The organism is Fulvitalea axinellae (assembly GCF_036492835.1).
GTDB classification, from domain to species: Bacteria; Bacteroidota; Bacteroidia; order Cytophagales; family Cyclobacteriaceae; genus Fulvitalea; species Fulvitalea axinellae.
Genome location: NZ_AP025314.1, coordinates 2,307,960 through 2,321,375, shown reverse-complemented (window position 1 = coordinate 2,321,375; position 13,416 = coordinate 2,307,960). Strand labels below are relative to the sequence as shown.

7 protein-coding genes are annotated in these 13,416 nt (G+C 44.8%); 4 read left to right on the top strand and 3 right to left on the bottom strand.

The annotated features are described in order from the left end of the window. Positions 1-80: 80 nt before the first annotated feature. The 3 genes from AABK39_RS09050 to AABK39_RS09040 are packed head-to-tail and all read right to left on the bottom strand — an operon-like array spanning position 81 to position 3,253. Positions 81-1,673: a phage tail sheath family protein gene (locus AABK39_RS09050; protein ID WP_338394608.1), complete on the bottom strand. Its 1,593-nt coding sequence runs from the start codon at positions 1,671-1,673 to the stop codon at positions 81-83. A gap of 16 nt (positions 1,674-1,689) precedes the next feature. After that, positions 1,690-2,664 (bottom strand): hypothetical protein, encoded by a 975-nt coding sequence (locus AABK39_RS09045; RefSeq protein ID WP_338394607.1) that lies wholly within the window; start codon positions 2,662-2,664, stop codon positions 1,690-1,692. Between the two features lie 10 nt (positions 2,665-2,674). After that, a complete protein-coding gene (locus AABK39_RS09040; RefSeq protein ID WP_338394606.1) occupies positions 2,675-3,253 on the bottom strand; it encodes a DUF4255 domain-containing protein in 579 nt (192 codons plus the stop codon). 682 nt (positions 3,254-3,935) lie between these two features. Between AABK39_RS09040 and AABK39_RS09035 the strand changes: the two genes are divergently transcribed. From AABK39_RS09035 to AABK39_RS09020, 4 genes are all read left to right on the top strand, one after another. Next, positions 3,936-6,290, top strand: coding sequence for a family 20 glycosylhydrolase (locus tag AABK39_RS09035; RefSeq protein ID WP_338394605.1), 2,355 nt, complete (start codon positions 3,936-3,938; stop codon positions 6,288-6,290). A 1,076-nt stretch (positions 6,291-7,366) separates the two neighbouring features. Continuing rightward, the gene (locus tag AABK39_RS09030) at positions 7,367-9,370 is read left to right on the top strand and encodes a BCCT family transporter (RefSeq protein WP_338394604.1); all 2,004 of its coding nucleotides are present in this window, start codon (positions 7,367-7,369) and stop codon (positions 9,368-9,370) included. A 418-nt stretch (positions 9,371-9,788) separates the two neighbouring features. Further along, entirely contained in the window at positions 9,789-12,143 is a 2,355-nt protein-coding gene (locus AABK39_RS09025; protein ID WP_338394603.1) for a TonB-dependent receptor, read from the top strand. A 17-nt stretch (positions 12,144-12,160) separates the two neighbouring features. Further along, the gene (locus AABK39_RS09020; RefSeq protein ID WP_338394602.1) at positions 12,161-13,414 is read left to right on the top strand and encodes a Kelch repeat-containing protein; all 1,254 of its coding nucleotides are present in this window, start codon (positions 12,161-12,163) and stop codon (positions 13,412-13,414) included. Positions 13,415-13,416 lie beyond the last annotated feature (2 nt).

The window sequence follows — 13,416 nt, the reverse complement described above, 5'->3', positions numbered from 1 at the left end:
ATTTTTATATTATTTCATTTTGATAAAAGTGCGATTTGGAAAAGGGTTATTCCAAACCATTAATAAAAATCCAAACCGGATTACGACTTCTGCATCTGTTGCTGGAAGGTTATTTCGATAAACTCGGCAGGCCTTGAAATCGCAACCAAAACGGTAATCCGCATAATTCCGTCAAGGATATCATTCGCTGTCATCGTACTGCCCAAACCTACACTTACGGAATAGGCGTCAGCGGCCTGCGACCCGGCCAAGGCTCCGTTTTTCCATTGTTGGTAAAGGAAGTTTTCGATCATACCTTTTATCGTAATCCACGTCCCGGCAACGTTCGGTTCAAAAACAAATGCCTTCGCGGCCGCCTTTATCGACTGTTCAAGCATAATCATCGTACGGCGAACGTTGATATAACGCCAGTCTTGGCTATTACCGTCCAAAGTCCTAGCTCCCCAAACCAACACGCCCTCGCCAATAAACGAACGAATAGCGTTAATGGATTTTCCTTGCAAAGTAACGTTCAAGTCCTGTTGCTCATCATGGCTGATATTTACAGTAGGAGCGATTACCGAATTAACGGAAACATTAGCCGGCGCTTTCCAGACTCCTCTAGTGGCGTCAACCATTGTCATAATTCCGGCCATTGCCGAAGAAGGAGGCAACAAATTCAAACGATTTTTGATATCCGTAATGATACTGTTGTAAGCCGGGCTAAGCGTGATTAGCATATTATGAATATCCTGAACAGCAAGAACTTCATTACCGTCTCCATCAGCCCCGCGAGTCATTACCAAGTCAAACAGGCTTAGCATATCCACCACAGCTTGTTTGCCTTTATCCTCATCCGACAAACCGCTTGTTTGTTCGATCGTCAACAGGTCTTTAAGCTTAGCCAAACCATCGTCATCCAGGTTATGAAGACCTAACTCAGAATCTTGTACAATTGTAGTATGTAACCATGGGTAATAGGCGGCTCCGTACATCAACGCGTTAGTGCCGACCGTATTTCTAAATACATTGATTACATCAACTTTCGGATCAGGATCCCTTTCTTTAAATCCGTCAAAGACATCCAGTATACTGATCCTGCTTTGCATTTTCTGACATTGGCCTAACATGGCTTGTTGAACAGGAAACGCATCATCAGCCGACTCTAGGCTGGTTAGTTCCGGGATGATCAGCATCGTCGGCTCCATCTCCTTAACCAATGGATTTAGACCGTCTGTAAGTACTCCCGGATCAATGCTTTTGGCGGAATAATTGCCAATGGAAACAATATAGCAAGGCCCTCCCCCATTCTGATAAAACAATCTTATGGAGTTATACAACCTGAAATTAGGCCCTACTTCATTTATATCATAGCCCTTAAAAACGCCCTTCTGTCCATCTGTCTTATCCGCTACTTTAATATCGGGAGCCGACGCTGATTTTCCTTCATCACCTTCTGCAGGTGCCGTTGCTTCGGCCAGCGTAAACGTTGAGGGTGCCGGTCCGCCAAAGTACTGGTTAAATTCCGCCAATGACGTAATCCTTACGGGCATTCCGTCCAAGGGTTTTCCCGCATTCTCGGCGCGTTCGGTATAACCGATAAATGCCGGCACCGCCGTCGACACTTCGACCACGGAATTGGGGAAGGCGTTCAGTTCTTTGATGTAAACGCCTGGGGTTTTCATTTGAGCCATAACTTACTGTTAATGTTTATAAAATAACATAGATCTCAGACACTGTACGTCCCCGCTCATCCCGCTTCTGAATATGATTTTTTTTTGGTACAGGAAGGTGCCTCACCAATATTTTCGGTGTAGCGCTCTGTATTGTTGTCCCTTTCAACTGAAATACCCGTTCACAAACCTTTGACAGCTTTAATTCTCTGTCAGAGATCATCTCTATAAAATCTTCTGCTTCTCCCGATTGATCAAAAGAAACTGGACCCTCTTTATCTTTATCCTCTATTAAAATCGTATTCCATGTATTCAATCCAGCTTTCGGTATCATATATTTCCAATACCCTGATTTAGCTTCAAACCCAACTTTAAGAGTGCTTTTGGAAAAACACCATGCATCGTCAAAACAATCGCCAACGTTAACGGAGCAATAAAACGAACTGGCTTCCAGCGACTCCGCAACAAAAAGGCTCATAATCGGGCTATCGTCCTGCCTTATAAAATATCCTCCTTCCGCTTCTTTACTTAAATCCAAGAAAATGTCATCACCCCTCTTTTTGAACACGTATCCACCCAGTTCCTGCCCCAATGAATCGTAACAACTTAGATTATCAACCGCCACACCGCTTCCAATGTGAACCGCCACACTCTTTAATGCCCTTTTCACATTCTCTACCCGCATTTCACCTCCATCAAAGTCAACACAAATAGAATTTAGCTGACATGGCAATTTGGTGTACGCCTCAAAATACGGATCAATGACTTTAACCTTAAAATCCAGATTCGAGCGAAACCTTGACCGCTCATCCACACAAAATGAATTATTTTCTTTTCTATCAGCCAAAGCCAATACTTTAACTCCGTTCGTTACCCTTTTTATAATTAGCTGATTACCTTTCAATAGCTCAGCGCACTTTGTAGTTGGACTAAACTCAAAAATAGCCTCCATCCCACTTTCAGAATAATAATCGTGCGCTACAACGACCTCAAAAAGACATTCGTACGCCATGCCCATAACACTATGAAGACAAGTTAGAATCAGCCCCGGAAATTCCAGGCAACAACTCTCCGGCGTTATCATCTCTAAAGGAAATAAGCCTTACTTTATACAAAACCGAAGGCAGGTATTTTGAGCCTAAAGAGTTCCACATATTGTTTTTCGAGTTGGTATCTTGATGTTGCATCTCAAAAACCAATCGCTCAATTCCAAAAGTCCGCATCAAGGGCGTGTTGTCAGATTCGAAAACCGGTTTCATTTGGAAAAACGCGATAACCCCTGACAAATATGAAAGGGATTCTTGATAATTGGCCGGGGCAAAATATGCTGAGCAGAGTATATGCAAGTTGAGATTGACAGACGGTTTTACTTCTCCGATTTTATTTTCACTGTTTTCCCGAAACCGCACTTGGTTTTTGAGCAATGTTTCCTCCGTTAAATCGACAAGACTAACCACCACCTTATTCTGTTCTTTTACCGCCGAACTACCGTCCTGATTAGTTAAAGGAGATAGAATAACCTTCCCTTCCGAGTTCCTTTTCCTTCTTAGGAAATAAGAATTAAGCTCTTCGGCTACGATAGCTAATGCTTTGTCAATCATAATCTAAAAAAAGACAATGGCGAAACCTCAAAAAAGACATATCAATACTTTGAATAAATTCAAATAAAGCACTGAATATCACCCAAAATTTAGATTTATCAATTTCAATGTAGCATTAAAAATATGAATAGCAAAATTTATTAAAAATAATACCATATACACATTCAGCAATGCTCTTTTAAATTCGTCCATAAAAACACTCTAGCTTTTCTTAATTTCAATGCCTGTGTATCAAATTTTTTAATACCTTAAAAAGGTTATCACTTTCTTTAAAAAATAGCGGGATCAATTACTCCAATTTCATTTCCTCATTTATTTTTTACTCCTCATTTACCCCTGTTTGCCCAGTAACTGAAAACCGAAACACCATATTAATTTATTTTCTTTTTTACTGTTTCCCACATCTCACCCCCTCATCAGTCTAAAACCCAGCCTCTATTTGTCTTTTTTAGGGTACCGAATGTAGCCTCTGTTTTTGTTTCGTTTTTGTTTTCACTTGTTTCGTAATGGCACCAGAACTTCCTTAACCAATAAAGGAATTCACCTTTTTGCCAACGGTTCTCAGGCATGCGGATTAAATCTAGCCGAGAATTATTCGAATAAATAGTGTTAATACATTCACCCTACTTAATTAGAGTTCAGCCAACCGCCTGTTTACGACTTTACCTTTTATATTTTACCTATGCGATATTTTAACACACACGCACTACTCAGCTTGGCTTTAGGCCTGCTTATGTTGGCTTGCGCCGACAAGCCGGATACCGTCACTTCGGAGATTTCCGTAATCCCCCGTCCCATCAACCTTACACAGGCTCCGGGCGGATTCAAACTTGACGCTTCCACTTCAATCTCTTGCGCCTCCGACCAAGGCTCAATGGAAACCGCCACTCTTTTAAGGGAAAAGCTAAAAAACGCCACCGGCTTCGACTTTCCGGTCAAAAACAAAAAAGCGTCAAAGAATAGTATTTCTCTGGAAATCCGTAAAGACTTGGCTAAAGAAGCGGGAGCCGAAGGCTACAGGCTAATCAGCGATTCGGAAGGCGTAAAAATCCAGGCCGCTGAAACCGCAGGGCTGATAAACGGAATTCAGACCTTAAGACAATTACTCCCGAAAAAAATTGAAAGCCCGGCATCGGAAAATAAAGGCACAGATTGGACCATACCGGCAGTGGAAATTGAGGACAAGCCCCTGTACGCCTACCGCGGCATGTTGATCGATTATTCTCGCCACTTCTTTTCGAAAGCTTATACGAAAAAGTTTCTCGACTATATGGCGCTTTATAAGTACAACGTTTTCCATATGCACTTGACTGATGATCCGGGATGGAGAATCGAAATCAAAAAGCATCCGCGCTTGACGGAAGAAGCCGCATACCGCACCGAAAATGGTCTGGACAGACACTGTAAGAAGCAAGCCGAAACCGACAGCACCTTCGTCACCACCAAAGATTTTTTCGTAGAAAAAGACGGAAAAACGGTTTACGGCGGATTCTTCGCTCAGGATGACATCAAAGAAATTATCGAATACGCGCGCGTTAGGAATATTACGGTGATTCCCGAAATCGATATGCCCGGCCACTTTTCATCGGCCAATATCGGTAAAAACGTCTCCTGCTTCGGCAGAGGATCCGGTACGCTTTGCCCCGGAAAAGAAGAGGCTTTTGATTATGTACAGGGAATTTTGGACGAAGTTTGCGAACTGTTCCCCGCCCCATACATCCACATCGGCGCTGACGAAGTCGGAAAATGGGAATGGAAAAGATGCCCGGACTGCCAACGCAGAATCAAGAATGAAGGACTCAAAAACGAAGACGAACTGCAATCCTATTTCGTAAAAAGAATCGAGCGCTACCTTAACAAGAAAGGGAAAAAGATGATGGGCTGGGACGAAATCTTAGAAGGCGGCATGAGCCCGACCGCCACCATGATGTTCTGGCGAAGCTCGCATCCTGACGCACCACTCAAAGCTTTGCAACAAGGCAACCAAGTGGTTATGACTCCGAATTCACACTGGTATTTTGATTACCCCCAAGACATTAACAGCCTGCGCAGAACGTACTCTTACGATCCAATGCCGGTAGGGGCCACCACCGAACAGCAAAAACTCTTGCTCGGCGGACAAGGCTGTATGTGGGCCGAACGAATCCCGTCGGAACTCAGAATGGATTATATGGCGATGCCGCGCATGCTCGCCTTGTCGGAGGCGCTCTGGACTCCGAAAGAAAACAAATCCTGGAATCACTTCGAAAACAGAATTGTGAAGCATTTCGGACGTCTTGACCTGATGAATGTCCATTACCGAATCCCTATTCTGGGCAACGTTCAGGAGAACAATGTATTCTTAGACAAAAAAGAGGTTCGTCTACTGACCTCTCCCGGCAACCTAACCGTCCGCTACACTACCGACGGCTCAGCTCCCGGCCCGAACGCTCCAAAATTCGACGGATCGCTACAGTTCGAAAAGAACTCCGAGTTGCGCCTGCAAGCTTTCAATTCAAAAAACCGCGGAAGTGACGTAATGAACGTGAAACTCGAAAAAGAGGGTTACAGAATTCCCACAAAACCCGTGGCCCCACAGCCTGGATTAGCCTGCAAATACGTACCTTTGAAAAAGGGAATCGGAAGTGTCAAGGATATTATGTCAAACGCAAAGTCGGTAACAGAAACCGTTGTCGCAAACGTTACCTACCCGGAAAATATCCAAAAGAGCCACTTCGGCCTAATCTTCAACGGCTACATCAAAGTTCCCGAAGAAGGGATATACACTTTCCAGTTCGTTTCCGATGACGGCGGGATACTGAAAATAGCCGGAAAAACCCTCGGCGACAATGACGGCAATCACGGGCCGAGACAGAAAATCGGACAAATCGCCTTAGCCGCAGGCTACCATCCAATCGCTATCGACTATTTCCAAGGTGGTGGCGGTATGAATATAGAACTGCATTTAGTAGATAAGCAAGGGCAGGTACGTCCCGTGCCTCAAACTTGGTTTTACCACAAAGACAGCAAAGCCTCCAAAACAGTAAGCCTTAAATAACACAAACTCATTCCCGCATAACCCGGCCTCTTTTATACCGGTAAGGTTATGCGGGAATTCTCACTATACACAAATAATATAAGCCGTTATTTCAAAAGAAAAACATCACTGAAATAGGCCTTCCAAGCCACGAAATCATGCCTCTTTTCTCCCTTTCCATAAGTCAGAAATGTAACACACATCTTTTCGCACCTTACCTTTATTGATTGCGCAGAAAACCAGAATAGAAAAAACTTAAAGGAATATTCTCGCTTAAAACTCATTGCGGGAGCGCTCCAGTTTAACAAAAAATGATTCCCTTTCGGTCAATTAATCCCTCATCCTTCCCAAGGGTTTCGCTATAAAAAAGACGACCCTCAAAGGCCAAAAACACCCATAAAACCTCAGAACAGCAAAAAGAACTTACGATTAAAATTCATGAAATATTTGAATTTGCCTCCCTAGACTGTTATACAAAAAAACAACATTAAAACCCTAACATGTAATAAAGGAATTACTCGAATGCCCGTCAAGGAGACCATAAACAATAGACAATCAAACAGTTTAACCCAAACCCCACTATACTACGCAAGATAAAACGGCTAATCAGGTTCAAATTGAACTAAAAATCAGCTTCACACAAAGATACAAAATAATCTACGTCAATCGGCTCGTTTCGATTCCTCCCGCCCCTTCCTAAACGCCCTGAAACGAGGATAACATAATATTATTTGCTAAATTAGCGGATATGATATCTGCGATATACAAAAAGCAAAACCAACGAGTATTCACTTTTTCGAATTTGGTGTTCCGTAACCAACCGGATCGCTACACCCCGCCAGCCGTATACTAATCGGATGGCGTAAGCTAGGGGCAATGCACTTTCCGCCTCTGGTAACATTCCGCTTACCGGCACTTCAGCCCATCGCTTCCTTTAGTCTTATTCCCGCGTCAAAACAAGAACGCCTATTGCCTTGTGTCCGAACCATCGTTGCCGGACCGCTCAGTTGTGTCCTCATATCCGTACACGTTCCAGCAAGGCTAAACCTAAGGATAAGCCCTAGGGCAATTCGCCATGCCGGAGCGACACTAAACTTATGAGAAACAAACAGGGCTATAACCGCCTCTCAGTTATTATGAAAAATCTTTTCAGCAAAGACAACCTCAACCCGCAAGTGTTCTTCGGGTCTGCGGCCGTCATTTTCCTTATCACCGCTTTCGGAGCCATTTGGCCCAAAAGCATGGAAGCGTTCTTTAAACAAACCCAAGCTTGGCTTATCACCAACACTAGCTGGGTGTATATTCTCGCCGTAGCCGTAATTACGTTTTTCTCTTTCGGGATTATCTTTTCGCGCATGGGCGATATCAAACTCGGCCCCGACCATGAGGAACCCGAATACGGAAACGTCTCTTGGTTCTCCATGTTGTTTTCGGCCGGTATGGGCATCGGCCTGCTCTTCTTCGGAGTAGCGGAGCCGGTTATGCACTTCAGCACCCCGCCCGTCGGACCGGGAGGCACGCCCGAGGCAGCGCAAGAAGCGATGAAAATCACCTTCTTTCACTGGGGCCTGCACGCTTGGGCCATCTACGCTACCTTGGCCGTAATCTTGGCTTACTTCGCCTACAGAAAAAATTTACCGCTTCTGCCACGCTCGGCCTTTTACCCGCTAATCGGAGACAAAATCCACGGCAAAATCGGCAACATGATCGACACTTTCGCGATCATTGGAACAATGTTCGGCGTAGCGACTTCGCTTGGTTATGGCGTAACCCAAGTTAACGCCGGACTAAACTACCTTTTCGATCTTCCGATAAGCACCACCGTCCAAGTGTTGCTTATCATCGGTATTACAGCCATGGCCACCATCTCGGTTGTACTTGGCCTAGACGGAGGCATCAAGAAACTCTCGAACATAAATATGGCATTGGCCGTAGGCCTTCTTCTGGCCGTGCTCTTTTTGGGAAGTTCTATGGGCCTGATGAAAGACTACGTCCAAAATACGGGAGCGTATCTTTCCGATCTTATCTACAAAACTTTCAACCTCTATGCCTATGAGAAAAAAGAGACTTGGTTTGGCGGTTGGACCTTACTCTACTGGGCCTGGTGGATCTCTTGGTCGCCTTTCGTAGGTATTTTTATCGCCCGGATATCCAAAGGGCGTACCATCCGCGAATTTATGTGTGGAGCGCTGTTCGTTCCCGCGGCTTTCACCTTCCTGTGGATGACCGTCTTCGGAAACTCGGCCATTTCATTGGCTCTAAGCGGGCACGCCCAAGACTTGGTTCATACCATCAGTAACAACGTCCCGGTCGCACTCTTCAAATTCTTCGAATATTTCCCGTTCTCCTCATTCCTCTCGATGCTCGGCGTAATGCTGATAATTACGTTTTTCGTATCCTCTTCCGACTCCGGATCTTTAGTAATCGACACCCTCGCCTCGGGCGGATTGGAAGAGCCTCCAGTATGGCAACGCGTATTCTGGGCGGTTCTCGAAGGCCTTGTCGCCGCGGTTCTTCTCTACGCCGGCGGGCTCGGAGCGCTACAGACCATGACTATCGTTTCGGCTTTCCCAATGATTTTCTTGATCCTGATATCCCTGTTCTCGTTTATCCGGACTCTCCGCGCCGATTACCTTTTGCAGAATTCTATCCTTAGCCACTCCACCTCCGTTCAGTACAGCAGTGCGTCAATGCCTTGGCAAGACCGCGTAAAACATCTGTCAAGACTCCCGAGCCAAACACGGGTAAGAACGTACCTAAAAGACGTGGCCTTCCCGGCAATGGACGAGCTCCAGAAAGAACTCAGGGGACAAGGATACGAAACCGAGCTCACCTTTGAACAAGACAAACTGATGCTAAGCATCGACAATTCGGACGAGGAGAATTTCCACTACGAAATCCACGTCAGACGCTTTAACGTACCCGAATACGTAAACAGCGAACGCGAGGCTTATTGCAGGGCAGAAGTGTTTTTGCTTAACGGCGGACAAGACTACGACGTGTTCGGCTATCCGAAAGAACAGCTTATCGCCGACGCCATTTGCCAATACGAGAAGCATTATCACTTCTTGCACAAACTGACTTCGGAACAAGCGGAATAACGGATAGAACATTCCGATTGCCCAAAACAAAACGGCGGTAAAGGCTAGCATTTCTGTTAACCTTTATCGCCGTTTTTTTATTCCCAAAACCCTATAAATTTCACCCGTTAATTATTATTAACGAAAGGATTTCCACGTTAAGCGGAAACGGAAACTTTGGCAAGTTTTTCACCCCTCCAAAAGCTATTCGAGATTCGACAAACACAAATAAATATCGTCAATTATAAAAAATGTAAATCACAGTACTTTTTAAATATCAACCTCTTCCATTTCAATATTTAACTATATACATAATTTATTAATACAAATAAACCCTTAGAAACTCAATACAAAGCACACCACTCACCTTAATGATTTTATTTGGACTTGGTATAAATAAATTATAAGTTTGGGTTCGCTTTAGATCAAACCCTATAAAATGAAACATATTTTTTCGCTCGTCTTTTTTCTTTCCAGCGCAACAGCATTCGGACAAAATTGGGTGAAAGGCCGAGTTATCAACGAAAGAAACGAGCCTCTACCCTACGCTTCCGTAGCGATAAAAGGCCTTTCTGCCGGAACGGTGACGGACAAAAACGGCAAATTCGAATTAGAGGTGAAAAATCAGGCGTCTTGCTCATTAACGGTAAGCATGGTAGGTCATCAACAATTCACGTTGTCTGTTTTATTAAAAAAGAAAAAGACAGACATCGGTAATATTACGCTCAAAGAGGATAAACGCGTATTGGACGCCGTAGTCATAAAAGGAAAATCCACACATACGGAAATTTCCGAAAAAGCGATAACCGTAAACGCCATCGACGCGAAAGCCGTACAATCGGAATCAACAGACCTCAGCAAGCTTTTGGGCAAAGTACAAGGCGTAAAAATCCGTCAAACCGGCGGAATGGGAAGCCAATCGGCAATTTCGCTAAACGGCCTGACCGGCAAAGCCATTCGGTTTTATTATAACGGAATTCCCGTCGAATATTTGGGGCGCGGATTCTACCTGAATAACCTTCCCTTAAGTAATGTCGAAAGAATTGAAGTGTATAAAGGCGTAATGCCTTCGAATATCGGAACCGACGCTTTGGGTGGCGGCATCAATGTGGTGACCAACCAAAATCCGGAGAACAAAACTGATATTTCTTACGAATACGGATCGTTCAATACGCACCGGACCTCTCTTAACTTCTCCCGGAAATTGGGAAAAAGATGGTACGTTTTGGCTAATGCTAATTACAAAAGCAGTGACAACAATTACTCTATGCGGGTCAGAAACAATATCTACGATCCGCAAGGAGGTTTTGTAAAAAAGGTGGAGGAAGTAGATGTGGAGCGTTTCCACGACGCCTATTCTTTCGTCTACGGAGGCGCCACTTTTGGTTATAGTAATGAGGAAAAAGGTTTTGGCCTGATGTTCTCTGCCAATGCCAATCGCACGGAAAAAGAATTTCAGCATGGCCTCAAAGTCGGAACTTTGCCATTCGGCGAATTGGAATACCAAGAAACGGGAATAAACATAAGCGCGGATATAAAAAAGGAATTCCGATCGGGCTGGAAACTCCGCTATTTCGCGAATCTCGGATTGACCGATTACCAAGCCGAAGATTCCACAAAAATCATTTACGATTGGTACGGGAACAATGTAACCAAAGAAATCCCCTCGATATTCTTGGGCTCGGGGGCGGAATACTCCAGATTCCCAACAAAACCGAACCTTACGGGAACCAATATGGCCCACAAATTCACTGTGGAAAAAAGCTTTGGGGACTTAACGGTTTTGGCCAATAATTTTTACGGATACCAGCGCCGTAAAGGCAATGACGAATACAAACAGCCCGGCTCAATAGACCCGAACGAAGAAGGAAGCGATATATCGAAAAACATTAGCTCCCTTGAGCTGAAAAGGGCATTCTTCGGAAAAAAGCTGGACCTATCAGCCTCCGGCAAATATTATCATTACTCACTAAAAAGCCTCAACCTAAGCCTCCAAAACCAGGAAGGCACAAAGCCCGAAAAAATCTCCGGCGGTGAATGGGGATATAATATCGCCACAAAATGGGCGTTCAACGACAGTTTCTTTGTAAGAGCATCTTTCGAACAGGCGCTTCGCATTCCGGACCGAAACGAGCTGTTCGGCGATTTGAGCATAGTGCAGTCAAACATCAATCTCAAACCGGAAAAAAGCCGAAACTTCAATCTCGGCGCCAAAGCCACATTCTCCGATTATTTGTCGGCCGACGTAAATTTCTTCCTGAGAAAACAACAAGACCTTATCCGGCTGGAATCCGACGCCCGCGGCATGGGACGATATGTCAATCAGGACAAAGTGAAATCCCAAGGTGTCGAGTTGGCGCTGACAGGCACCCTTTTCGAAAAACTCGATTACTCTTTTAACACGACATACCAAGAAATCCTTATCGACAGCTTCTTGGATCCGTCCACTGAATTCCTTTTGGGCAGACCTGTTCCGAATATCCCGACCTTTTTCGGAAATCTGGAGGTTTCCTATTTGTTCGAAAACCTGTTCGGTGACGGAAAGAGCCTCAAAACAACCGTTTTCGGCAATTACGTAGACGAGTTTATGCACGCCCACGACGGAAAACAACGAAATGACGAAAACTGGGTGCCGGAACAAAAATCTTTGGATTTGGGAATCACCTATCTGATGGACAGGAAATTCTCGCTGAGCGCCAAAGCCTTCAACGTATTCGACGCCGAGTTATTCGACTTTTATAGCGTGCCCAGACCGGGCCGTTATTTCGCTCTCAAAGCCAGATACACTCTTTAAACCATACCAATATCATAATGAGAAAGCTAGCCACTTCGCTTTTGGCGACAGCCGTTTTGTTTACCGCCTGCAGTGACGACAACGACGATCCCGCTCCCGATTCAGGTATCAAAACCAGCGGTTACGTATTGTACACACAGGCCGAGACCAATTATTGGAAATACTACGAAACGATGCCGGAAGGCACCATCGATAATACACAGGGAAAATCATACGCCAACTTCCGCACACGGATGAAAGGCGAAAACTTTATCATTTCCAGCAATATCACCAGCAGCAAAGACGCCGGCATGGACAAAATGGTGGTAAACGCTGACGGACAGCTTGAAAAAGTGGGCCAACTCCCTGTTATCGCCCCTTCTTACTACGGTGCAATCAAGGACAAAAACACCGCTTTTATTGACGACGTAAACGATAACGACATCACGATTTTCGATCCGGAGACCATGACTCCGACAGGCAAAATCGATATGTCAAAAGCATACCGGGAAGATGATTGGACAAACCAGATTTACGAATCATTCGTAATCCGAGGCAACGATATGTTTGTGGCCACCCGCCCTTACACCCAAAAGAACACGCTTTGGGCCGGTAGCGAATTGATCTACAACCATATTGATTTGAGGACGAACGCCTTTGTTAAGTCAATCAAATTTCCGGACGCTGTGGTAGTTCGCAGAACGGAGCAAAACTATGTGGATGAGCATGGTAATATCTATATCCCGACCCAAGGAAACTCGAATATTCCCAATATCAAGCCGAATATTGTAAAAATCCCGGCTGGCCAAACGGACTTTGATCTGAATTACGATTTTAAAGTGGTGGACGCTATTAGCCCGGCTCACGCCAAAATGCCTATACAGGTAATGGGAAAATTCACTTACCACAAAAACGGCAAGGCTTACGCCAACATCTCCACTTCGTTTCCACAAGAAATCTTGGCCATTTTCAAAGAGAAACCCGACTTCTCGCAATGGACTCCCGAGGATTTCCAAAAGGCTTTCGCTTTACTCAGGTCTTCGTCGATCGGCCAGTACGTGGAGCTTGATCTCGAAGCCCAAACGGTTAAGATTCTGCCAGATATGCCGGGCTCTTCCCCATACGATTCTTACCTGACAATTATAGACGACAAAGTTTACTGCGGAGTACTTAACCCTTCGGAAAACGTAAACGCCCTTTACGAATACGATCCGGCCACCGGCACGACCAAAAAGGCTTTCGACATTTCGCAAGGGGGCCGAATTTCGGGTTTCTTCAAACTGGGAGAATAAGC